The 22,569-nt window shown below is 72.4% G+C and carries 23 protein-coding genes; 13 read left to right on the top strand and 10 right to left on the bottom strand.

What is annotated here, in order from left to right; translation table 11 throughout:
- Positions 1–23 precede the first annotated feature (23 nt).
- Together ACIO9J_RS18095 and ACIO9J_RS18090 are read right to left on the bottom strand one after the other, a co-directional pair.
- A complete protein-coding gene (locus tag ACIO9J_RS18095; protein ID WP_402001074.1) occupies positions 24–977 on the bottom strand; it encodes an aldo/keto reductase in 954 nt (317 codons plus the stop codon).
- A gap of 186 nt (positions 978–1,163) precedes the next feature.
- Entirely contained in the window at positions 1,164–1,646 is a 483-nt protein-coding gene (locus tag ACIO9J_RS18090) for a MerR family transcriptional regulator (RefSeq protein WP_401999831.1), read from the bottom strand.
- Positions 1,647–1,808: 162 nt separating this feature from the next.
- Between ACIO9J_RS18090 and ACIO9J_RS18085 the strand changes: the two genes are divergently transcribed.
- The gene (locus tag ACIO9J_RS18085; RefSeq protein ID WP_401999828.1) at positions 1,809–2,630 is read left to right on the top strand and encodes a serine hydrolase domain-containing protein; all 822 of its coding nucleotides are present in this window, start codon (positions 1,809–1,811) and stop codon (positions 2,628–2,630) included.
- A 97-nt stretch (positions 2,631–2,727) separates the two neighbouring features.
- On the opposite strand, the gene ACIO9J_RS18080 is transcribed toward ACIO9J_RS18085, so the two are convergent.
- Positions 2,728–3,393 (bottom strand): pirin family protein, encoded by a 666-nt coding sequence (locus ACIO9J_RS18080; RefSeq protein ID WP_401999825.1) that lies wholly within the window; start codon positions 3,391–3,393, stop codon positions 2,728–2,730.
- Positions 3,394–3,452: 59 nt separating this feature from the next.
- On the opposite strand from ACIO9J_RS18080, the gene ACIO9J_RS18075 reads away from it, so the two are divergent.
- The 5 genes from ACIO9J_RS18075 (at position 3,453) to fabF (ending at position 8,387) form a co-directional block, all read left to right on the top strand.
- Positions 3,453–4,682, top strand: coding sequence for a PucR family transcriptional regulator (locus tag ACIO9J_RS18075; protein WP_401999822.1), 1,230 nt, complete (start codon positions 3,453–3,455; stop codon positions 4,680–4,682).
- Between the two features lie 89 nt (positions 4,683–4,771).
- Entirely contained in the window at positions 4,772–5,683 is a 912-nt protein-coding gene (locus tag ACIO9J_RS18070) for an ACP S-malonyltransferase (RefSeq protein WP_401999819.1), read from the top strand.
- 22 nt (positions 5,684–5,705) lie between these two features.
- Positions 5,706–6,707 carry a ketoacyl-ACP synthase III gene (locus ACIO9J_RS18065; RefSeq protein ID WP_401999816.1) on the top strand — a complete coding sequence of 334 codons (1,002 nt, stop codon included), beginning with the start codon at positions 5,706–5,708 and terminating at the stop codon, positions 6,705–6,707.
- A gap of 98 nt (positions 6,708–6,805) precedes the next feature.
- A complete protein-coding gene (locus ACIO9J_RS18060) occupies positions 6,806–7,054 on the top strand; it encodes an acyl carrier protein (protein ID WP_127827902.1) in 249 nt (82 codons plus the stop codon).
- A 70-nt stretch (positions 7,055–7,124) separates the two neighbouring features.
- Positions 7,125–8,387: a beta-ketoacyl-ACP synthase II gene (gene fabF, locus ACIO9J_RS18055; protein ID WP_401999813.1), complete on the top strand. Its 1,263-nt coding sequence runs from the start codon at positions 7,125–7,127 to the stop codon at positions 8,385–8,387.
- A 56-nt stretch (positions 8,388–8,443) separates the two neighbouring features.
- On the opposite strand, the gene ACIO9J_RS18050 is transcribed toward fabF, so the two are convergent.
- Positions 8,444–8,938, bottom strand: a complete 495-nt coding sequence (locus ACIO9J_RS18050; RefSeq protein WP_055554651.1) for a DUF3145 domain-containing protein — start codon at positions 8,936–8,938, stop codon at positions 8,444–8,446.
- Between the two features lie 341 nt (positions 8,939–9,279).
- On the opposite strand from ACIO9J_RS18050, the gene ACIO9J_RS18045 reads away from it, so the two are divergent.
- A complete protein-coding gene (locus ACIO9J_RS18045; protein ID WP_401999810.1) occupies positions 9,280–10,191 on the top strand; it encodes an SGNH/GDSL hydrolase family protein in 912 nt (303 codons plus the stop codon).
- 46 nt (positions 10,192–10,237) lie between these two features.
- Positions 10,238–11,245 (top strand): aldose epimerase family protein, encoded by a 1,008-nt coding sequence (locus ACIO9J_RS18040; RefSeq protein WP_401999807.1) that lies wholly within the window; start codon positions 10,238–10,240, stop codon positions 11,243–11,245.
- 234 nt (positions 11,246–11,479) lie between these two features.
- Here ACIO9J_RS18040 and ACIO9J_RS18035 read toward each other — a convergent pair whose 3' ends face one another.
- The gene (locus ACIO9J_RS18035; protein ID WP_401999804.1) at positions 11,480–13,933 is read right to left on the bottom strand and encodes a beta-glucosidase H; all 2,454 of its coding nucleotides are present in this window, start codon (positions 13,931–13,933) and stop codon (positions 11,480–11,482) included.
- A 194-nt stretch (positions 13,934–14,127) separates the two neighbouring features.
- Here ACIO9J_RS18035 and ACIO9J_RS18030 point away from each other — a divergent pair, with 194 nt between their 5' ends.
- Positions 14,128–14,742, top strand: coding sequence for a TetR/AcrR family transcriptional regulator (locus tag ACIO9J_RS18030; RefSeq protein WP_401999801.1), 615 nt, complete (start codon positions 14,128–14,130; stop codon positions 14,740–14,742).
- Here ACIO9J_RS18030 and ACIO9J_RS18025 read toward each other — a convergent pair.
- Both ACIO9J_RS18025 and ACIO9J_RS18020 read right to left on the bottom strand, forming a co-directional pair.
- Complete coding sequence (locus tag ACIO9J_RS18025; protein WP_401999798.1) at positions 14,668–15,084, bottom strand: RidA family protein; 417 nt, start codon at positions 15,082–15,084, stop codon at positions 14,668–14,670. The two genes, ACIO9J_RS18030 and ACIO9J_RS18025, sit on opposite strands and share 75 nt — an antisense overlap.
- 136 nt (positions 15,085–15,220) lie before the next feature.
- Positions 15,221–16,039, bottom strand: coding sequence for an NAD(P)-dependent oxidoreductase (locus tag ACIO9J_RS18020; protein ID WP_401999795.1), 819 nt, complete (start codon positions 16,037–16,039; stop codon positions 15,221–15,223).
- Between the two features lie 57 nt (positions 16,040–16,096).
- Here ACIO9J_RS18020 and ACIO9J_RS18015 point away from each other — a divergent pair, with 57 nt between their 5' ends.
- Both ACIO9J_RS18015 and ACIO9J_RS18010 read left to right on the top strand, forming a co-directional pair.
- Positions 16,097–17,098 carry a LysR family transcriptional regulator gene (locus ACIO9J_RS18015; RefSeq protein WP_401999792.1) on the top strand — a complete coding sequence of 334 codons (1,002 nt, stop codon included), beginning with the start codon at positions 16,097–16,099 and terminating at the stop codon, positions 17,096–17,098.
- A 78-nt stretch (positions 17,099–17,176) separates the two neighbouring features.
- Positions 17,177–18,088, top strand: a complete 912-nt coding sequence (locus ACIO9J_RS18010; protein WP_401999790.1) for an aminoglycoside phosphotransferase family protein — start codon at positions 17,177–17,179, stop codon at positions 18,086–18,088.
- A gap of 36 nt (positions 18,089–18,124) precedes the next feature.
- On the opposite strand, the gene ACIO9J_RS18005 is transcribed toward ACIO9J_RS18010, so the two are convergent.
- Complete coding sequence (locus tag ACIO9J_RS18005) at positions 18,125–18,757, bottom strand: LysE family transporter (protein WP_401999787.1); 633 nt, start codon at positions 18,755–18,757, stop codon at positions 18,125–18,127.
- A gap of 515 nt (positions 18,758–19,272) precedes the next feature.
- Positions 19,273–19,911, bottom strand: coding sequence for a TetR/AcrR family transcriptional regulator (locus tag ACIO9J_RS18000; RefSeq protein ID WP_401999784.1), 639 nt, complete (start codon positions 19,909–19,911; stop codon positions 19,273–19,275).
- Positions 19,912–20,106: 195 nt separating this feature from the next.
- Between ACIO9J_RS18000 and ACIO9J_RS17995 the strand changes: the two genes are divergently transcribed.
- Both ACIO9J_RS17995 and ACIO9J_RS17990 read left to right on the top strand, forming a co-directional pair.
- Positions 20,107–20,376: a hypothetical protein gene (locus ACIO9J_RS17995; RefSeq protein WP_401999781.1), complete on the top strand. Its 270-nt coding sequence runs from the start codon at positions 20,107–20,109 to the stop codon at positions 20,374–20,376.
- 75 nt (positions 20,377–20,451) lie between these two features.
- Entirely contained in the window at positions 20,452–21,717 is a 1,266-nt protein-coding gene (locus ACIO9J_RS17990) for a pyroglutamyl peptidase (RefSeq protein ID WP_402001071.1), read from the top strand.
- On the opposite strand, the gene ACIO9J_RS17985 is transcribed toward ACIO9J_RS17990, so the two are convergent.
- Positions 21,675–22,487 carry an EI24 domain-containing protein gene (locus ACIO9J_RS17985; protein WP_401999778.1) on the bottom strand — a complete coding sequence of 271 codons (813 nt, stop codon included), beginning with the start codon at positions 22,485–22,487 and terminating at the stop codon, positions 21,675–21,677. The genes ACIO9J_RS17990 and ACIO9J_RS17985 overlap by 43 nt on opposite strands.
- Positions 22,488–22,569: the final 82 nt, after the last annotated feature.

Raw genomic sequence — 22,569 nt, 5'->3', positions numbered from 1 at the left:
ACCGGGACGCGAAGCCGAGCCGCCTATGACTCCAGCCGCTCCCGGGCCGCCGAGGTGTACGTCATGTCGGCGTAGCGGTCGCCCGCGACGGCGTCGGCGATCGGGTCCAGCAGGGCGAGTTGGGCCTCGGTGAGGGTGATGCGAGTGGCCGCGGTGTTCTCCTCGACGCGAACGCGCCTGCGGGTGCCGGGGATCGGGACGACGGAGACGCCGTGGACCGTGGCCCGCTGCTGCACCCAGGCCAGGGCGATCTGACCGAGGCTCGCGCCATGGGCGTCGGCGACGGTGCGGACCGAGTCGAGGAGGGCCGCGTTGGCCGAGGCGTTGGCGCCGGTGAAGCGGGGCTGCTGGCGGCGGAAGTCGTCCTCGCCGAGTTCCTTGTCGGCGCTGACGAACGAGCCGGTGAGGAAGCCGCGCCCGAGCGGTGAGTAGGGCACGAGGGCCACGCCGAGGTCGGCGGCGGCCGGGACCACGCCCCGCTCGATGTCACGGCTGAAGAGCGACCACTCCGACTGAAGGGCGGCGATGGGATGGACCGTGTGGGCGGCGCGCAGTTCGGCGCCGGTGACCTCGCTCAGGCCCAGGTGCTTGACCTTGCCCGCGGCGACGAGTTCGGCCAGGACGCCGACCGTCTCCTCGATGGGCACCTCGGGGTTGCGGCGGTGCATGTAGTAGAGATCGATGACGTCGGTGCCCAGGCGGCTGAGGCTGGCGTCGACGCTGGAGCGAATGTAGGAGGGGGTGTTGTCGATGGTCCGCTTCGTGGGGTCGGCGGGATCGATGGACAGGGCGAACTTGGTCGCGATGACGATCTCGTCGCGGTGGGCCTTGACGAAGGGGGCGAGGAACCGCTCGTTGTCGCCCATGCCGTAGACGTCGGCGGTGTCGTAGAGGGTGACGCCCAGTTCCAGGGAGCGTTCCAGGGTGGCGCGGGCCTCGTCGGCGTCCGTGGGGCCGTAGGCGAAGCTCATGCCCATGCAGCCCAGGCCCTGGACGCCGACCTCGGGCCCCTCGGCACCGAGCCGCGTCCGTGCGATGGCCCCGGCCGTCACATGGCCGGCCGCCACGCTGCCCGCCGTCCCACTGCCGGCGGGACCACTGCCGGCGGTCCCACCGTCAGCCCTACCGCTGTCGGGCGTCGTGTTCTCAGTCGTCATGGGGTGTCAGGGCCTTTCCGACGCGCGGCGGGCACCGGCGTACGTGTCGATCTTGTGGTCGAGGACGGCGAGGGTGTCCTGCAGTTCGGCGATCCGCGTGCGCACGTCGCGCCGGGTCCGCTCCAGGAGGTCCTGGCGTTCGGCGAAGGTGTGCTCGCCCTCGCGGACCAGTTCGGCGTAGCGGACCATGTCGGCCACGGGCATGCCGGTCAGGCGGAGCTTGCCGACGAGGGCGAGCCAACGCAGGTCGCGGTTGCGGTAGCGGCGCTGGCCCGTGTGGGAGCGGTCGATGTGGGGCATCAGACCGATCCGCTCGTACCAGCGCAGGGTGTGCGCCGTCAGGCCGGTGAAGTCGACGACCTCACTGATCGTGTAGAGGTCCTGGCCGTCCGGGCGGGGCGGTCCTGCCGGTACCGAGCGACAGACGTCCGCCGCGTCGGCCGTGGAGGGGGTGGGGGCTGGCGCGAGCGTGGTCTCCGTCACCGTCATGGCCCTCACGCTAGAACCTTGGAGTGCACTCGAAGCAAGCGCCCACCGAGGAAATCCGGGAGATGTCTCACTGCTTGGTCATTACCGTGCCGGAGATGAGTGAGGTGCGCGGAGCCCGACCCCTCGATGCGGCTGAACCTGGCGGGCGCTTAGGCTCGGGGCATGCAGAGCCTGGCGTTGATCGAGAACTGGCCGGTCCCGACCGCTGCCGCCGCCGTCGTCCGTGCGGACGGCACGATCGTCGGAGCCCATGGACCCACCGGGCATCGCTTCGCCCTCGCCTCGGTCACCAAGCCGCTGGCGGCGTACGCGGCGCTCGTCGCGTACGAGGAGGGGGCGATCGAGCTCGACGAGCCCGCGGGGCCCGAGGGTTCCACCGTGCGGCATCTGCTCGCGCACACCAGTGGGCTCGCCTTCGACGAGCACCGGGTGACGTCGGCACCGGGGACGCGGCGGCTGTACTCGAACGCGGGCTTCGAGGTGCTCGGGGACCACATCGCCAAGGCGACGGAGATGGACTTCGCGGAGTATCTGCGCCAGGCGGTCCTCGAACCGCTCGGCATGAGCGCCACCTCCCTGACGGGCGGCGCCTCGCCCGCGAAGGACGGTGTGTCCACGGTCGACGACCTGGTCAGGTTCGCCGCCGAGGTGCAGGCGCCGCGGCTGCTCGACGCGCGGACGGTGGCCGAGGCGATGACGGTGACGTACCCGGGGCTGAAGGGCGTACTGCCGGGTTACGGGCATCAGAACCCCAACGACTGGGGGCTCGGGTTCGAGATCAGGGACTCCAAGTCGCCGCACTGGACGGGGAGTTCGTCCTCGCCGCGGACCTTCGGGCACTTCGGGCAGGCCGGTACGTTCCTGTGGATCGACCCGGACGCTGGGGCCGCCTGCGTGGCGCTGACGGACCGCCCCTTCGGCCCGTGGGCGGCCGAGGTGTGGCCCGCGTTCACCGACGCGGTGCTTTCCGAGCTGCGCGGGTGAGCCGGTGAGCGGGTGAGCGGTCACTCGCCGTGGCGGGGTACGGTTCGTTGCCGACCGGCCGTTCTCGGGGCCTGATCGCGCCGCTCCCCCGCGCCCCTTACGGGGCGCTCGCCATCTCCCAGATCAGGAGTTCCGCGGCGCCGCCCGAAGCCACCCCTTCCAGGCCCGATTCCCTGGTGAGACGTGCCGAGTCGCCGGGGCCCAACTCCGACTCCCCCAGGCCGACTTCCCCATGCACCACATGGACGTAGACGAACGGCGCTTCCGGGAGTGCGAGGCGCTCCCCCGCCGACAGGCGGCGCACGTGGAGCAGCGCGCCCGCCGCGGGGACCGCGTAGGGGGTGGAGTCGGCGATGCCGTGCACCACCTCGTAGGACGGTTCGCCGCCGGGTTCGAGCGGGGCGAGCCACATCTGGACGAAGACCAGTGGTTCGGTGCCGTCGTTGCGTTCCACGTGCCGGACGCCGCCGCCCGCGGACAGGCGCTGCACGTCACCGGGCGCGACCCGCGACACATGGCCCGCCGAGTCGCGGTGGGTGAGCTCGCCGGAGACCACCCAGGTCACGATCTCGGTGTGGCTGTGCGGGTGTTCGTCGAAGCCCGCGCCGGGGCCGAGCCGCTCCTCGTTGCAGGCCAGGATCGCGCCGAAGCGGAGGTTGTCGGGGTCGTAGTGGGGCCCGAAGGAGAAGGCGTGGAAGGATTCGATACCGGCCGCCGCCTCCCCGCCGCGGTACCGGTCGCCGGAGCGCCGCACATCAATCACGGACCCCACGTTAGCCCCGGCACCGCATCTCCCCGCCCCGATAAGGCAGTCTTGTCCCCGTGCCCGAACCCTCAGCGAACGCAGCCCATCAGGAGCCCGAGCCGGGGTCCCGCCAGGACGCCCGCAACCCGCACGCGCACGCCGCGACCCTGAAGCGCCTGGAGAAGTCGTCCGGCAGCCTCGCGGCGCAGGCCATCGCGCGCATGGACGAGACGCTGTCCTGGTACCGGGCGATGCCGCCGGAGAACCGGTCCTGGATCGGTCTGGTCGCCCAGGCCGGTATCGCCGCGTTCACCGAGTGGTTCCGGCATCCGGACGCGCCGCAGGCCATCTCGACCGACGTCTTCGGCACCGCCCCCCGCGAGCTGACCAGGGCGATCACCCTGCGCCAGACCGTGGAGATGGTGCGTACGACGATCGAGGTGATGGAGTCCGCGATCGACGAGGTCGCGGCCCCCGGTGACGAGTCGATCCTCCGCGAGGCGCTGCTCGTGTACGCCCGCGAGATCGCCTTCGCGACCGCGCAGGTGTACGCGCAGGCCGCCGAGGCACGCGGTGCCTGGGACGCCCGGCTCGAATCGCTCGTCGTCAACGCGGTGCTCTCCGGAGAGGCCGACGAGGGGGCCGTGTCCCGCGCCGCCGCGCTCGGCTGGAACTCCCCCGAACATGTCTGCGTGGTCCTCGGCACCGCCCCCGACGGCGACAGCGAGCTCACCGTCGAGGCCATCCGCCGGGCCGCCCGGCACGCGAAGCTGCAGGTCCTCACGGGCGTGCTCGGTGACCGGCTGGTCGTCATCGCGGGTGGCAACGACAATCCGCTGGCGGTCGCGAAGGCGCTGATCGGGCCGTACGCCGCGGGTCCCGTGGTGGCCGGTCCCATCGTGCCCGACCTGCTCGCCGCCACCCGCTCCGCGCAGGCCGCGGCCGCCGGACTCAAGGCCAGCGCCGCCTGGCAGGATGCCCCCCGGCCCGTCCTCGCGGACGATCTTCTGCCGGAGCGCGCCATGGCGGGGGATCCGGCGGCCCGCGAGCAGCTGGTGGAGGAGATCTACAGACCACTGGAGGAAGCGGGCTCCGCGCTCCTGGAGACGCTCAGCGTCTATCTGGAGCAGGCGAGCAGCCTCGAAGGCGCGGCCCGGATGCTCTTCGTGCACCCCAATACCGTGCGCTACCGGCTCCGACGTGTGACTGACGTCACCGGCTGGTCACCTTCCGATGTGCGCTCCGCCTTCACGCTGCGGATCGCGCTGATCCTGGGACGGCTGGCCGACGGCGATCCTCAATCGTAGGATTTTGTCGGCCCCCTACAATTCCCCCAGCCGTTCTTCGTCCCTGTCCCCACGGGCGGCCCCTACCGTCCACAAGAGAGAGTGTGAGAGTGCTCGTACTCGTCGCTCCCGGCCAAGGCGCTCAGACGCCCGGCTTCCTGACCCCCTGGCTCGACCTCCCCGGTGCCGCCGACCGGCTCGCCGCCTGGTCGGACGCCATCGGGCTCGACCTCGCCCACTACGGCACGCAGGCCGACGCGGACGCCATCCGCGACACCTCCGTGGCCCAGCCCCTGCTGGTCGCGGCCGGTCTGCTCTCCGCCACGGCACTGGGTGACATCACGCCCGGCGCCGTCGCGGGACACAGCGTCGGCGAGATCACGGCCGCCGCGTACGCCGGTGTGCTCACCGAGGACGAGGCGCTGCGTTTTGTGCGCACGCGTGGTCTGGCGATGGCCGAGGCGGCCGCCGTCACGGAGACCGGCATGGCGGCGCTGCTCGGCGGCGACCCCGACGTCACCGTCCCGCACCTGGAGAAGCTGGGTCTGACCCCGGCCAATGTGAACGGCGCGGGCCAGATCGTGGCCGCGGGCACCCTGGAGCAGCTCGCCGCGCTCGCGGAGGACAAGCCCGAGGGCGTACGCAAGGTGGTCCCCCTCAAGGTGGCCGGCGCGTTCCACACCGAGCACATGGCCCCCGCCGTGGCAGCCCTTGAGGAGGCCGCGGGTGGTCTGACCCCCGCGGACCCCCGGATCACCTACGTCTCGAACCGCGACGGCAAGGCGGTCTCCGCCGGTGCCGACGTGATCTCCCGCCTGGTCGGCCAGGTCGCCAATCCGGTCCGCTGGGACCTGTGCATGGAGACCTTCCAGGAACTCGGCGTGACCGCGCTGATCGAAGTCTGCCCCGGCGGCACCCTGACCGGTCTGGCCAAGCGTGCCCTCAAGGGCGTCCAGACGCTCGCGGTGAAGACCCCCGACGACCTCGACGCGGCCCGCACGCTCGTCGCCGAGCATTCCTGAGCGAGACAAGGAGCCGTAGCGCATGTCGAAGATCAAGCCCAGCCAGGGCGCCCCGTACGCGCGGATCATGGGCGTCGGCGGCTACCGGCCCACCCGCGTCGTGCCGAACGAGGTGATCCTCGAGACGATCGACTCGTCCGACGAGTGGATCCGCTCCCGCTCCGGCATCGCGACCCGCCACTGGGCCTCCGACGAGGAGACCGTGGCCGCGATGTCCGTCGAGGCGGCGGGCAAGGCGATCGCCGACGCGGGCATCACGCCCGAGCAGATCGGTGGCGTGATCGTCTCGACGGTCTCGCACTTCAAGCAGACCCCGGCCATCGCGACCGAGATCGCGGACAAGATCGGCGCGGGCAAGCCCGCCGCGTTCGACATCTCCGCGGGCTGTGCCGGTTTCGGCTACGGCCTCACCCTCGCCAAGGGCATGGTCGTCGAGGGCTCCGCCGAGTACGTCCTGGTCATCGGCGTGGAGCGGCTCAGCGACCTCACCGACCTGCACGACCGCGCGACGGCGTTCCTGTTCGGTGACGGGGCCGGCGCGGTCATCGTGGGACCCTCCAAGGAGCCGAAGATCGGCCCGACGGTCTGGGGCTCCGAGGGCGACAAGTCCGACACGATCAAGCAGACGATTTCCTGGGAGGAGTACCGCGAGGGCTCCCCCGACAAGTTCCCTGCCATCACGCAGGAGGGCCAGGCGGTGTTCCGCTGGGCCGTGTTCGAGATGGCGAAGGTCGCCCAGCAGGCGCTGGACGCGGCCGGAATCACCGCGGACGACTTGGATGTCTTCATTCCGCATCAGGCCAACGAGCGAATCATCGACTCGATGGTGAAGACTCTGAAACTGCCGGAACACGTCACGGTCGCCCGTGACGTGCGCACCACCGGCAACACCTCGGCCGCCTCGATCCCGCTCGCGATGGAGCGGCTCCTGGCGACCGGCGAGGCGAAGAGCGGCGACACCGCGCTCGTCATCGGCTTCGGGGCGGGTCTCGTGTACGCCGCCACGGTCGTTACCCTCCCCTAGGCATCACGTCTGGATCATCCGATCCGGGCAGCTGTAACCAACCTGCCGCTGCCGCGGCGGGCGCCACACCCTCTGGATACATAAGAAGGAGCGCCAACATGGCCGCCACTCAGGAAGAGATCGTCGCCGGTCTCGCCGAGATCGTCAACGAGATCGCCGGCATCCCGGTCGAGGACGTCCAGCTGGACAAGTCCTTCACCGACGACCTGGACGTCGACTCGCTGTCCATGGTCGAGGTCGTCGTCGCCGCCGAAGAGCGCTTCGACGTCAAGATCCCGGACGACGACGTCAAGAACCTCAAGACGGTCGGCGACGCGACCACGTACATCCTCGAGCACCAGGCCTGATCAAGGCGATGCTCAGTCGCCACCCGGCGGTGGCGCCGCTGATCCCCTCAACACCGTGGAGAAATTTCCTGTGAACTCGACCAATCGCACCGTGGTCGTCACCGGTATCGGCGCAACCACACCGCTGGGTGGTGACGCAGCCTCGACCTGGGAGGGGCTGCTCGCCGGACGCTCCGGCGTCAGCCTGCTGGAGCAGGACTGGGCAGCCGAGCTGCCGGTCCGCATCGCCGGTCAGATCGCCGTGGAACCCGGCGAGATCATCCCGCGTCCGCAGGCCCGCAAGCTGGACCGCTCGGCGCAGTTCGCGCTGATCGCGGCCCAGGAGGCCTGGGCCGACGCGGGCTACACCGCCAAGGCGGGCGAGGACACGTCCATCGACCCGAACCGCCTGGGCGCGGTCATCGCCTCCGGCATCGGCGGCGTGACCACGCTGCTCGACCAGTACGACGTGCTCAAGGAGAAGGGCGTACGCCGCGTCTCCCCGCACACCGTGCCGATGCTGATGCCCAACTCGCCCTCCGCCAACGTCGGCATCGCGCTCGGCGCCCGCGCGGGCGTCCACACCCCGGTGTCGGCCTGCGCCTCGGGCGCGGAGGCCATCGGCTACGCGATCGAGATGATCCGCACCGGCCGCGCCGACGTCGTCGTCGCGGGCGGCACGGAGGCGGCGATCCACCCGCTGCCGATCGTCGCGTTCGGCAACATGATGGCGATGTCCAAGAACAACGACGACCCGCAGGGCGCCTCGCGTCCCTACGACGCCGACCGCAACGGCTTCGTGCTCGGCGAGGGCGCCGGCGTGATCATCCTCGAGTCCGAGGAGCACGCCAAGGCCCGCGGCGCGAAGATCTACGCGGAGGCCGTCGGCCAGGGCATCTCGGCCGACGCGCACCACATCACGCAGCCCGAGCCGTCCGGCAACGGCATCGCCGCGGCACTGCAGAACCTGATCGAGACGACCGACCTCAAGCCGGCCGAGATCATGCACGTGAACGCGCACGCGACCTCGACCCCGCAGGGCGACGTCGCCGAGATCAAGGCGCTGCGCAAGACCTTCGGCGACGACGTCGACCACATGGCGATCGCCAGCACCAAGTCGATGACGGGTCACCTGCTCGGTGGCGCGGGCGGCGTGGAGACCGTGGCCACGGTCCTCGCGCTCAAGAACCGCATCGCCCCGCCGACGATCAACATCGAGAACCTCGACCCCGAGGTCGACGCGGACATCATCCGCGACAAGGCCCGCGCGCTGCCCGAGGGCAGGATCGCGGCGCTGAACGACTCGTTCGGCTTCGGCGGCCACAACGTCGTCCTGGCGTTCCGGACCGTCTGACCCGGCCGTACCTACGCGAAGGGGCCCCACCGCTCGGTGGGGCCCCTTCGCGTAGGTCACACCACTTGATGCAGCCACCGGACCGGGGCGCCCTCGCCCGCGTACCGGAACGGCTCCAGTTCGTCGTCCCAGGGCTTGCCGAGCAGCTTGGCGAGCTCGGCCTCCAGGACGCTCTCGCCCCGCTGGGAACGGGCGAGCGCGGCGCGCAGCCGGTCCTCGGGGATCAGGATGTCGCCGTGGATGCCGGTCACCGCGTGAAAGATGCCGAGCTCGGGCGTGGCGCTGTAGCGCTCGCCCTCCGCGCTGGCACAGGGCTCCGCCGTGACCTCGAAGCGCAGCAGATCCCAGCCGCGCAGCGCCGAGGCGAGCTTGGAGGCGGTGCCCACCGAGCCCTGCCAGGAGAATTCGGATCTCCAGGTGCCCGGCGCCGCGGGCTGCCTGATCCAGTCGAGGCTCACACGCGCGCCGAGCACGCCCGCGACGGCCCACTCGACGTGTGGGCACAGCGCGCGCGGTGCGGAGTGCACGTACAGAACTCCACGTGTCGTCACCGGGACCTCCAGTGTGGGTCGAGGTTCGCCTTCCCCAGCGGCCTCGCGCCCGTGCCGAGCATTTTTCCCAAAGACTAGAGAAATCTAGAAAAAGGGGACAGATCTGACGTGATGTAATTTAGCGGAACCAATGCGGCGGTGCGCCACCGGGTGGATCTCCCGCCATGTCGCCGCCGTGACAGCAGTGGCCCGGCAGCTACGGGCCGAGGCTACCGTGCGGCGGCGCAAGGAGTGTGACGTACCGTCGGTCCCGGGGCCAGGAAACTCCGACCTTTCACCCGGCGGGGCGCAACCCCGGGCACGCACACGACGTCACGTTGAACGACAGAGGGGACCAGGGGATGCGGAATCGCAGGCACCGCTCGCGTGCCGTCGTCGCCGTCGCGACGGCGGCTCTTCTCGGCACCACCGTCCTCACGGCGTGTGACGCGCAGGGCGGCGAGGCCTCCGCTCCCGGCGGCTCGGCCGCCCATGACAGGCCGTCCCCGAAACCCACTCCGACCTGGGACACCTCGCCCCGTTCGGTGGCCGCGGTCGGCGACTCCATCACGCGCGGATTCGACGCCTGCTCGGTGCTCTCCGACTGCCCCGAGGTGTCCTGGGCGACCGGCACGGACGGCGAGGTGCGGAGCCTGGCGACCCGTCTGCTCGGGAAGCGGCGGGCCGCTTCGCACAGTTGGAACCACGCCAAGACCGGCGCCCGCATGGACGATCTCAACGGCCAGGTCGAACAGGCCGCGACGGAGCGGCCCGAGCTGCTGACCGTGATGGTCGGCGCCAACGACGCCTGCCGTTCGACGGCCGCGTCGATGACGCCGGTCGCCGAGTTCCGGGCCGGCTTCGAGCAGGCCATGCGCACGCTGCGCCGCTCGCTGCCCAAGACCCAGGTGTACGTCGCGTCCGTCCCCGACCTCAAGCGGCTCTGGTCCCAGGGGCGCACCAACCCGCTGGGCAAGCAGGTGTGGAAGCTGGGCATCTGCTCCTCGATGCTGGCCGATCCGGACGATCTGAACGCGGCGGCGAGCGAGCGGCGCGACGCGGTGCGGGACCGGGTGGTCGCGTACAACAAGGTGCTCAAGGACGTGTGCGGCAAGGACAAGCGCTGCCGGTACGACGGCGGGGCGGTCTTCGACTACCGCTTCGACGGCGACCAGTTGAGTCACTGGGACTGGTTCCACCCCAGCAAGAACGGCCAGTCGCGCCTCGCCGAGCTGGCCTACCGCCGGGTCACGGCCGCCAAGCCCACGGCCTAGATCCCGCGCTCCCCGGCGGCCGCGGCCCCGGCGTAGGGTCGCGATCATGCGCAGTGAACTCTTCGGGACGCTCCCCGACGGCACGCCCGTCCACCGCTGGACCCTGGAAAGGGACGGGGTGCGGGTACGCGTCCTGACGTACGGCGGGATCGTGCAGTCGGCGGAAGTTCCCGACCGTTCCGGGCGAACCGCGCAGGTGGCACTGGGGTTCGAGGGGCTCGACGGGTATCTCGCGCACCCCGGGCCGTACTTCGGAGCGCTGGTGGGACGGTACGCGAACCGCATCGCGGGCGGCGCCTTCGCGCTGGACGGGCGGACGTACCGGCTCGCGCGCAACAACGGTCCCAACGGGCTGCACGGCGGCGAGCGCGGCTTCGACAAACACGTGTGGCACGCGGAGCCGGAAGGGGCGCACGGGGTGCGGCTGTCGCGGGTCTCGCCCGACGGCGAGGAGGGCTATCCGGGGCGGCTCGCGGTCTCGGTGACGTACTCCCTCGAACCGGCGGACGCGCCGGGCGGTACGGGTGCGCTGCGGATCGCGTACGAGGCGACGACGGACGCGCCGACCGTCGTGAACCTCACCAACCACACGTACTGGAACCTCGCGGGGGCGGGCACGGGCAGCGCGCTCGGGCACGAGGTGCGGATCGCGGCGGCGCGGCTCACGCCGGTGGACGGCACGGGGATTCCCACCGGGGCGTACGAGGAGGTGGGCGGGACCCGGTTCGACTTCCGCGTCGCGCGTGCGGTGGGGGCCGGGATCGACCACAACTACGTGCTCGACAAGGGGGTCACGGCCGGGCCCGTGGAGGTGGCCCGGCTGTGTGATCCCGGGTCCGGGCGGGTGCTGAGCGTCGCCACGACGGAGCCGGGGCTTCAGCTCTACACCGCGGACCACTTCGCGGGGGATCTGCCGTTCGCCCCGGGGGGCGGGATCGCGCTGGAGACGCAGCGCTTTCCCGACTCCCCCAATCAGTCGGGGTTTCCCTCTGCGGTGCTGCGGGTGGGTGAGGTCTTCTCGTCCGAGAGTGTGTATGCGTTTTCTGCTCGGTGAGGGGGCGGGGGGCCGGTGCCCGGTGGGGAGGCGCGGGTTCGTCGTGGCTGGTCGCGCAGTTCCCCGCGCCCCTAAAAACAGGCCCCCTCGGCCCCGCGCCCCTGAAACACGCCCCTCAGCCCCACGTCCCTGAAACGCGGCCCTCAGCCCGCGCCCCCAAAGACAGCGACCTCAGCCCCGTGCCCCCAAAGACACTGCCCTCAGCCCCGTGCGCCTGGAAACACGAACCGAGCGCTACGCCGCCAGCGTTTCCGTCAGGCGCAGGTCCGTGAGGGAGTGGCCTGCCTGGACCTCGTAGGCGCCTATCTGGTGGGCCCAGGTGTCGAGGCGTTCGTCCCAGATCTCGAAGGCGCGGCGCGGGAGTTCGACGGTGACCTCGACGCTTTCGCCCGGGGCCGCCGCCACGCTCGCGAAGCCGGCGAGCCAGCGGGCGGGGCGGGTGTCGTCGTTGTCGACGGGCGACAGGTAGACCTGGACGACCTCGCGGCCCGCGCGTGCACCGGAGTTGCGGATCCGGACCGTGGCCGTGCTGCCCTCGACCGTCAGCGACTCGTACGTCCAGTCGGTGTAGCCGAGGCCGTGACCGAAGGCGTACGAAGGGGTCGCGGATGCCTGCTCCCAGGCGCGATAGCCGATGAAAACGCCCTCGGAGTAGGTGAGTTCACCGTCGACCGGGGTGACGTCGGTGACCGGCGCCGCGGCGAAGTCGCCCCAGGTGGTGGGGAGTCGGCCGCCGGGCTCCTCGGCGCCGAGGATGACGTCGGCGAGGGCCGCGCCGCCCTCCTGGCCGGGGAACCAGCTGAGCAGGATCGCGGCGACCTCGTCGCGCCACGGAAGCTCCACCGGGGAACCGGAGTTGACGACGACCACGGTGTTCGGGTTGACCGCGGCGACCGCGCGGACCAGGTCGTCCTGGCGGCCGGGGAGGGCGAGGTCCTGGCGGTCGAAGCCCTCGGACTCGACGCGCTCGGTGGTGGCGACGACCACGACGGCGGTGTCGGCGTGCCGGGCGGCCTCGACGGCCTCGGCGATCAGTTCGTCGGCGTCGCGGCGCGGGCCGAGGTGGACGAAGGAGAACATGACGCCGGGCAGCGGCGCCTTGAACTCCGCGCTGAGCGGGTGGAGCAGGGAGACCTCGACGGGCTCGCCCGCGGTGAGCGTGACCTTGCCGCGCTCGACCGGGGAGCCGAAGAACGCCTCGAAGGGGTCGGAGGCGGAGCCCATCTCCTGGACGCCGTCGTAGAGGACCTCGCCGCCGACGGTCAGGGTGAAGGCGCCGAGGCCGCGCGTGCCGAAGGAGTGCTCGCCGCTCTCGCGCGGGGTGAAGGTGCCGGTCACCTCGATGCTCGCCATGGTCTCGTAGGTGACGCCCGCGGGCAGGTCGTCGCCGATCCACTGGACCTGGCCGGTGGGCAGGCGGCCCTCGCCGAGCAGCTCGCCCTCGGCGTCGCGGCAGACGGCGCGCAGCTCGAACCCCTTGTCGGCGGGGACGAGTTCGTCGCTGGGGTCGGCGCCGACGGTGTAGGTGAGGGCGCCGTCGGGCAGCGCGGCGGTCAGGCCGTCGAGCGGGGAGACGATGTGCGCGGGGAAGACGGTGGCGGAGCCGCCGCCGAGGATCCGCGCGTCGCGGGCGGCCGCGCCGATCAGGGCCACGTTGCCGGTGGGCGCGAGCGGGAGGGCGCCGCCCTCGTTGCGTACGAGGACGAAGGCGCGCCGGGCGATCTCGCGGGCCAGCGCCTCGCCGTCGATCTCGGCGGGCGGTTCGGTGACGACCGGTTCGGCGCCCGCGAGGACACCGACGCGGGCGGCGAGCCGCAGCACGTTGCGGACGGCCTCGTCGACGGCCTCCTCCGCGACCTCGCCGGCGCGCACCGCGGCGGCGAGCGGTTCGCCGTAGACGGTCTGCGGGCCGGGCATGGCCACGTCCATGCCGCCCTCGATGTCGCCGCCGGTGGAGCGGGCGGCCATCCAGTCGGAGACGTTGCAGCCGTCGAAGCCCCAGTCGCCGCGCAGGACCTCGTTGACCAGGTAGCGGTGCTCGGTCATGGTCACGCCGTTGACCCGGTTGTAGGCGGTCATGATGCCCCAGGGGTGGGCGTTGGCGACGATCGCCTCGAAGGGGGCGAGGTAGAGCTCGTGCAGGGCCCGCGCGCCGATCTTGTTGTCGACGGTGAAGCGGTCGGTCTCCGCGTCGTTGCCGACGAAGTGCTTGACGGTCGTGCCGACGCCGCCGCTCTGCACGCCCTGGACGTAGCCGGTGCCGATGACGCCGGTCAGGTACGGGTCCTCGCTGTACGCCTCGAAGTGGCGGCCGCCGAGCGGGGAGCGGTGCAGGTTGACGGTGGGCGCGAGCAGGACGTGGACGCCCTTGCGGCGGGCCTCCTGGGCGAGCAGCGCGCCCGCGCGGCGCGCCAGGTCCTGGTCCCAGGTGGCGGCGAGCGCGGTCGGGGAGGGCAGCGCGATCGAGGGGTCGTCGGCGGTCCAGCGGATGCCGCGCACGCCGATCGGCCCGTCGGACATCACGAGGGGCTCCAGGCCGATCTCCGGCAGGGCGTGCAGCGACCACATGTCGCGGCCGCCGAGCAGCCTGGCCTTGGTGTCGAGATCGAGCTTGCCGAGCGCCGCCTCGACGGCCGCCTCACGCGCCTGGTCCGCCTGCGTGCCCTCGGTGGCCTTGCGTCCCGCCATGGCGGTGCCTCCTCGTAGAAGTCCGTTCCTTCCTCTCATCGTGCATCGACTACCTGTAGAGCGGTAGGTTTCGTTATCTTGCTGTTATCAAGAGGGGCATCGGGAGATGTCGTACGGTCCTCCGAGCAGGGATGCGGCGGCCCGCCTGCCGGACGGGCCGGTCCGCGGAGACCAACGGGGAAGGGGTACGAGCCATGGCGGCGAGGACCAGGAGCGAGGAGCGGCGCGCGGAGATCCTCCGTGCCGCCCTGGAAGTGATCGCCGAACGCGGCTACCGGGGCGCGAGCCTCGGCGCGGTCGCCGAGCGGGTGGGGCTCACCCAGCAGGGCCTGCTGCACTACTTCCCCACCAAGGAGGCCCTGCTCGTCGCCGTACTGGAGGCCCGCGACCAGTGGGACGCGGTGCCGCGCGGCCAGTGGCGGCTCGACCTGCTCGGCTCGCTCGTGGAGTACAACACGATGCGCGGGGGGCTCGTGCAGACCTTCTCCGCGCTGCTTGGCGAGAGCGTCACGGACGAGCATCCGGCCAGGGACTTCTTCACCAAGCGGTACGGGGCGGTGCGCGAGAACTTCGCCGAGGTGCTGCGCGCCGAGTACGGGGAGCGGCTGCCCGGCGGGCTCACCCCGGAAGCCGCCGCCCCGCTGCTCGTCGCGGTGATGGACGGACTCCAGTACCAGTGGCTGCTCGACCCCGAATCGGTGGACATGCCGGGGGCGTTCAGGGACTTCCTGACGCTACTGGGCGAGCCGGGGGGCCGGGCGCGGACCGGCGGGACCGGCGACGGCGGCCACCACCTCGACCTCGATTAGGGCCTCGGGCCGGAAGAGCCGCGGCACCTCGACGGTGGTGCTGGTGGGCGGCGTCCCGGTGAGGAACTCCCGTCGCACGGCGGCGTAGGCGGGCAGCTCGTCGATGTCGGTGAGGAACGTGCGGATGTTGATCACGTCCGCCAGGGTGGCGCCGTGGGCGTCGAGCAGGGCCGTCAGCATCTCGAAGACGCCGCGCGACTGGGTCGCGAGGTCGGCGCCCTCGGCTATCTGGCCCGAGAGGTACAACAGGGCTCCCCCGTCGGGCAGTTGGACGCGGGCGACCTGGGAGTAGGGGCCGAGGGGCTGCTGCGCCCCGGCCGGGTTGTCGAGGGTGATCTGCATGGGCCGGGTTCCTCCGGGCGGTTCGGCGGGGTCACGGGGCGTGCGGTGGCCGCGGGGGCCAGGGGGGGGCGCGGTGGCCACCGGGTTCATGGGGCGTGGTGGCCAACGGGTTCATGGGGCGTGGTGGCCAACGGGTTCATGTGGCGTGGTGGCCGCGGATGTGCGGGACGGCGCGGGCGACGTCCTCGTGGGCGAGGGAGGGGATCGCGGCCGCCGCCTCGTAGTGGGCCAACGCCGCTTGCATCATGGGGAGTTCGGCGGCGTCTGTGGCCAGGGCGACGTCCTTGACGGCGAGGTCGTTGCCGAAGTGCACGCCGTCCGCGAAGGCCCGGGTGACGGCGCCGCCGAGCGGCCCCTTGGCCAGGGCGTCCTTCGCGGTCTCCTCCGTGAGCCCCAGCGCGTCGGCGAGCTTCATGGCCTCGGCGACCAGGGCCACGCCGCCGAGGACCGCCGTGTTGACGACGAGCTTGAGGGCGGCGCCCGAGCCGAGGGCGCCGGTGCGGGTGACGGGCCCGAAGTGGGCGAGCACGTGCTCGACGCCGCCCGCCTCACCGCCCGCGAGGATGCCGAGCTGCCCGGCGGCCGCCTTGTCCGTGCTGCCCATCACGGGGGCGTCCACCAGGGTGATCCCGGCGGGGACCAGCGCGTCGAGCTCCGCGACGACGTCGGGGCCCACGGTCGACATCTCCACCCAGTACGCGCCGGGGCGCAGCGCGGGGACGACGGCTTCGGCCACCGCGCGTACGGCGGCGGGGTCCGCGAGCATCGTGATGACGACGTCCGCGTCGCGCACGGCGTCGGCGGGGCTCGCGGCGCGCGTGGCGCCCGCCTCGACCAGGGCGTCGGCCCTCGCCGCGGTGCGGTTCCAGACGGTCAACTCGTGCTTGGCGGCGAGGAGTTGGCGGGCCATCGGCTCACCCATGTGGCCGAGTCCGAGGAATGCGATCTTTTCCATGCCTCGACGCTAGGCCCGACCACGGGATGCGACAAGCGAATCTCTAGCATGTGAGCCATGCCGAACCCGCATGCCGCACACCCGGCGGACACCACGCCCCCCGACCTCTCGACCGTCTGGCTCCGCACGTTCCTCGACGTGGCCAGGCACGGGTCGTTCACCGTGGCGGCGCGGGAGCTCGGCTGGACGCAGTCCGCCGTCTCGCGGCAGATCGCCGCGCTGGAGGCGGCGCTGGGCGGCGCGGCCCTCTTCGACCGGCTGCCGCGCGGCGTCAGGCCGACCGCGCACGGGCGCGCCCTGCTGCCGTACGCGACGGACCTCACGGCCCGACTCGCCTCCCTGGGAAGGGAGTTGACGGCATTGCGGGACGCGGCGGGCGGGCTGCTGCGGGTCGGCGCGTTCGCGACGGCGGACGCGGGGCTGGTGCCACGGGCCATCGCGGAGTTCCGTGCCGCGCACCCCGGTGTGACCCTCGTCCGCGAGGAGGGCCTGACGCCCGCGCTCCTCGCCCGCGTCGCGGACGGCGGACTCGACCTCGCCGTGGTGTCGACCACGGGCGGCGCGCTGCCCGCCGACGCGTACGAACTGCACCATCTCCTCGACGAACCCCTCTACGTCGCGCTGCCCGCCCGCCACCCGCTGGCCGCGCTGCCCGAGCTCGGGCTCGCCCAACTCGCCGCCGAGGACTGGATATCCGGCAGCCCCAGGACCGAGGGGACCCTCCTGGACCTGGCGGCGCGCCACGGCATCCGGCCGCGCGTCGCCCACGTCGTCGCGGAGTGGACAGCCAAGCAGGGCTACGTCGCGGCGGGGCTCGGCGTGACGCTGATCCCGGCGCTCGCCGCCGAGTCGGTACGGCCCGACATCGCCCTGGTCCCCCTCCGCGACGAGGGCTCCCCCGCCCGCGCGGTGTACGCGGCGACGCCACGGGGTCACTCGGCACCGCCCGCCGCCGTGCCGTTCCTGCGGGCGCTGCGGGCGGCCTGCCCGGCCGGAGTACGGGCGGGAGGTCCTGCCCGCGTGCGGCGGACGGGGGACGGTGCGGGCGAAATCGGTTGACCCACGCCGGGGCGGGCGGCTTTCATCGGCGCGCGGCCGACCGCCGCTTCCACCGAGCCCCGAGCCAGAGAGTCACCGATGCCCGCCGCACCGAAGATGCACGCCGACGAACCCGACATCGACGACGCTCTCGTACGCCGCCTGGTCGATGCCCAGTTCCCCGCGTGGGCCGGGCTGCCCGTGGAGCTGGTGGGGTCCGCAGGGACCTCCAACACCATGTACCGGCTCGGCACCGACCTGGTGGTGCGATTGCCGCGTCACCCGGGGGACCTCGACGAGGTGCGGCGCGAGCACGGGTGGCTGCGCAGGCTCGCGGCGGAGCTGCCGGTCCCCGTGCCCGCGCCGCTCGGCACGGGCACGCCGGGTGAGGGCTATCCGTACCCGTGGTCCGTCTTCCGGTGGCTCGACGGCGAGACGCCCGTCGCGGGGCGGCCGCTCGCCGAACCCGCCCTGTTCGGCGCGGACATGGCCGCGTTCGTCACCGCGCTGCGCGGGGTCGGCACCGACGGCGCGCCCGTCTCCTTCCGCGGCGATCCGCTGGCGTCGCGCGATGCCGGCACGCGCGAGGTGATCGCCGGGCTGCGCGGGGTCGTCGACGCCGACGCCGTGACCGCCGTGTGGCGGGACGCGCTGCGCGCCGGGCCGTGGCGGGGGCCCGGTGTGTGGGTGCACGGGGATCTCCAGCCGGGGAACGTGCTGGTCACCGGGGGCCGGCTGAGTGCCGTCATCGACTTCGAGTGCATGGGTACGGCCGACCCGGCGGTGGACCTGATCGCCGGGTGGTACCTGATGGACGGCGCGGCCCGCCGGGCGTTCCGCACCGCGCTCGGCCCGGCCACGGACGACGCCATGTGGGCGCGGGGCCGTGGCTGGGCCCTGACGATCGCCCTCAACGAGCTCTCGTACTACCGCGAGACGAATCCGTGGATGGCGGATACGGCGCGGCATGTGATCGGTGAACTGACGTCGCCGGACGTTGAACTGACTTAGCCGGACGTTGAGTTGAGCTGACAGGGTTCTGTCGGCTCACCCCGCCGACACCGCCAGGTGCCCCGCAAGTCCCGCGATCAGCGCGCTCGACGCGAGACCCGTGAGGAGGCGGCCCCCGCTGCTCGTGAGCGCGCGGCCGAGGAGTGCGCCGCCGCCCGCGAGGAGCAGTTGCCAGCTCGCGGAGGCGGCGAACGCGGCGAGCGCGAACAGCGCCTGTTCGGGGCCCGTCAGTGAGGTGGTGGCCGGGCTGCCGAGGACGAGGGCGGCGAAGTAGACGACCGTGGCGGGGTTCAGGAGCGTGATGCCGAGCAGCGCGGCGTAGGCGCGGCCGGGGCCGACGGGGGTGTCCGGCCTGCCGGTGACGGCCGTGCGTCCCCGGTACTGGCGGACCGCCGTGACGGCGCCGCGTGCCGCGAGCGCGAGCAGCACCAGGGCCGAGGCCCAGCGCAGCGGGGTCATGAACGGTGTCAGGAGGTGGGTGAGCGAGGTGCCGCCGACCGTGGCGACGAGGGCGTAGAGGCCGTCGGCCGTCGCGACGCCGAGTGCGGCGCAGGCGCCGGTCCGCAGGGTCGTGCGGGCCGTGAGGGCGACGAGGTAGGTCGCGACTCCGCCGACCGGCATGGCGATGCCGTATCCGGCGAGGAGGCCGGCGACCAGGACCGCGTTCACGCGTGCGCGTGGATCGGCCTCCGGTGCCGGTCGGCCTGCTGCTGGCCCCGTGCGGGTCGGGCTTCGGGAGACGTCAGCGGGAGCGGGGTGGCGGGGGGCGGGGGCGTGGTCATGTGCCTGAGCCTCGCGGGGGTGGTCTTGTCGCCGCAACCGGTTTTACTTTGGGGCGGTGGTCGTGGGTGGTCTCGCGGTTCCCTGCGGGCGGGACGGGGCTTTGCGCAGTTCCCCGCGCCCCTAAAAGCACGTCCCCCCTCGGCACCGGACAGGCCGACCCCGCCTAGGGGCGCGGGGAACTGCGCGAGCAACCACGACGCACCCGCGCGGGAAGACGGTCCCCTGCCCCCCCGTAAGGCTCGGGTCACACGAGGTTTTGCGCAGTTCCCCGCGCCCCTAAAAGCACGTCCCCCCTCGGCACCGGACAGGCCGGCCCCGCCTAGGGGCGCGGGGAACTGCGCGAGCGGCCACGATGCTCCCGCGGGGGAAGACGGTCCCCTGCCCCCCCCGTACCGCCCGGGTCACACGGGGTATTGCGCAGTTCCCCGCGCCCCTTGCGAGGCGTCAGCCATCAGGCGCTCCGTCCTCCCCCGCAAGACCCCCCTCGCCTCCCCCGGCGTCACATGCCCCACCAGCACCTGCGCGGTGAGACCGTCCGTCAGGGCGAGCAGCGCGCGGGCCTCCGCGGGGGCGTTCACGTCGGGGGTGAACTCGCCGGTGGATCTGCCGTAGTCCAGCAGCCAGACCAGGAGGTCGTGGAGCTTGGCGTAGGTGTCGCGTAGTACCGGCGCCACGCTCTCGCTGATCGTCGCGTGGGCCACGAAGGCCACCCAGACCTGGGCCTCCGTCCTGTCCTCCGGGTCGACCAGGGCGAGCGCGGAGAGCGTGCGGTCCAGCAGGGTCGCGGCCGACTGGGGCGTGTCCGATGCCTCGATGCGGGCCTTCGCCCGGTCCGCGACGCGCTGCGAGATGTCTTCGAGCGCGAAGAGCAGCATCTCGTCCTTCGTGCGGAAGCAGCGCTGGACCGCCCCCATGGAGACCTCCGCCTCGGCCGCGACGTCGCGCAGGCTGACGGACTCCATCCCGGAACGGGCGATCAGCAGGCGGACCGCCTCGGCGATGCGGCGGCGCCGGTCCTCGTAGTCGACCTGCTTGGGCACGTGCGGGGCCTTCCTTCGGGCGTTCGGGCCGGTGCCAGCCGGGTTCAGCCGGTTCCAGCCGGGTTCAGCCGGGTTCAGCCGGCTCCAGCTTTTCGATGCGGTTGCATCATATCCCGCCTCCGATGCATGATCTGATGCGACCGCATCGGAAAAGAGGGCGCCGTCACCACGGCGCCGCACTCGGGGAGATACGCCATGCCCGCACGGCCCAAGTCCGCACAGCCCAAGTCCGCCCGGCCCGGCACGTCCTCCGGCGAAGGGACGCTCACCCTCTTCGGGTTCATCCTGATCGCACAGGGCTTCGGCTCCGCGATCACCGAGTCGGGATGGGACACCAGCTTCGGCGTCTCCGCCCTGCTGCGGGAGGCCGGCGCCCCCGCCTGGACCGATCTGGTGGTCGGGGCGCTCGGCTGCGCGCTGCTCGCGCTGGCCGCGCGGCGCCGGTTCACCCGCAGGGCGCCGTAGCGCTCACCCCTTCCGTCCCGCGATACTTCCGCCACCCCACCAGTCGTTGATCCACTGGTGACCGGCCACGGAAGGATTCGTGTGTTCCCTCGTATAGGCACCCTCGGCGCCGCCGCCCTGCTGGTCGGGCTCGGCGCCGCCGCACCCGCGTCGGCCGCGCCCGCCGGAGCCGCGGGCGGCCCGTCCGCCGCCACCGCCGAAGAGCAACGGCTCGACCGCGCCGCGCCCCAGGAGATCCTGCGCCGCAGCGGATTCGACTCGCGCGCACCGCAGTTGGCCCGCGCGCTCGCCAAGACCCGCTCGTACGCGCAGGCCAGGCGGCTCGTCGTACGCGAGGGCGGCGAGCTGTGGCGGCGGGCCGTGGACCGGGTGCAGGGGCGCGGGCCCGCGGGAGGGGATCTCAGCAGGGACGACGACCGGCCGCTCTACTGGGCCAGGCTCGGGATGACGCGGGAGCTGCGGCAGTGGGAGCCGAGCGGCTTCCGGCTGTCGGATACCCAACGGGCGCGGCTGATGCGCGCGTTGGAGACCTCGTCGCGCGGGCAGGACGCCGTCGCGTACCCCCGGGGGCACAAGCACGTCAAGCGCATCCTGGTCACCGGCTTCGACCCGTTCACGCTCGACCGGGACGTACGGATCAGCAATCCGTCGGGCGCCGCCGCGCTCGCCCTGGACGGCACGACGATCCGGACCGCCGAGGGGCCCGCGCGCATCGAGGCCGTCACCTTCCCGGTCCGCTGGCAGGACTTCGGGGACGGTGCCGTGGAGCGGGCGCTGCGGCCGCAGCTGCCGCGCGTCGACCTGTTCACCACCATCAGCCAGGGGCGCGTGGGTCGCTTCGACGTCGAGCGGACCAACGGGGCCTGGCGGGGCGGGTTCCCGGACAACGAGAACCTCTCGCGCACGGAGACCGTGCCGGTGTCCGATCCCGCCTCGCAGCCGCAGTGGACGTCGACGACCCTGCCGTACAAGGAGATCGTGGCCGCCGACACCGGGCGCTTCCCGGTGTACGACAACACGTCGGTGACGGAGATCCCGGCGGGCGGCACCACGCCCGTGGTCAGGCCGGAAGGGCCGACCGAGGGGTCCACGGCCCGTGAGGGCGGCGGCGGGAACTACCTGTCGAACGAGATCGCCTACCGGGCGACGCTCCTGCGCGACCGGCTCGGCCTGCACGACCGGCTGCCGGGCGGCCATGTCCACACGCCGGTCCTGCAGTTCGGCGCGGGGAACACCGATCCGGCGACGGGTGCCGTGACCGATCCCGAGTTCGTACGGAACCGGCTGGACATCGTCGCTCAGGTGCGCGGGATCCTCGGGGCGGCCGCCTCGTCGTCCTGAGCGGCGGCGCCCTCGCCGTCGTCGCCCGAGCCGTTCTCGCCCAGCAGGTCCCGTGCCATCAGCGTCGCTCCCGCGACCGCGCCCGGCATCAGGAACACCGCGACGAACGGCACCAGGAAGGCGACGGCGAGCGGCGTCCCGAAGCCCCAGGCGAGCTGCTTGCGGCCGCGCAACAGAGCCAGGCGCTCACGGAGTTGGATGCCGCGGCGCTGCATCGCGACCGCGCTGAGCTCCTCGACGAGGAAGAAGCCCGTCACGCAGAAGCCGATGACCGGGACCACGGTCTGGCCGACGACCGGGATGAAGCCGAGCGCGAAGAGCAGGATGCCCCACACCATCGCGCGCACGACGATGCGCAGGCTGTCGCGGGCGGAGATCCACAGGTCGCGCCAGAGCGGCAGGCCCGACTCGGGGGCGTGGCCGCGCTCGGAGATGTCGACCTGTTCGGAGAGCGACTCGTAGAAGGGCTCGCCGATGAGGAGCGTCACCGCGGTGAAGGTGACGACGGAGAGCAGCAGCGCGAGGGCGAAGAGGAGCGCCGTCAGGAAGCCGCGGAAGAGGCCGAGCCAGGGTGAGGACCAGTCGTCGGCGAAGGGCGTGGCCCAGCCGACCAGATCGACGCCCCACAAGGCCAGCGAGACGAGCGCGGCCGCGTAGAGGACGAGCGTGATGAGGCCGGGCAGCAGCCCCCATCCGTACTGCTTGCCGTGCTGGGCGACCCAGCGCTGCCCCTTCATCAAGTAGCCGAAGCCCACACCCAGATCGCGCATGCGGCACACCTTAGCCGCAGGTGGCCGGGGGTTTGCGCGGTGCCGTGTGCCAGGACTGTCACAGCCGGGACGCAAGGCCCTC

Source organism: Streptomyces sp. NPDC087300 (assembly GCF_044744425.1).
Classification (GTDB): domain Bacteria; phylum Actinomycetota; class Actinomycetes; order Streptomycetales; family Streptomycetaceae; genus Streptomyces.
Note: the sequence above shows the minus strand (reverse complement) of the source record. Positions and strands in the feature narration are given on the sequence as shown.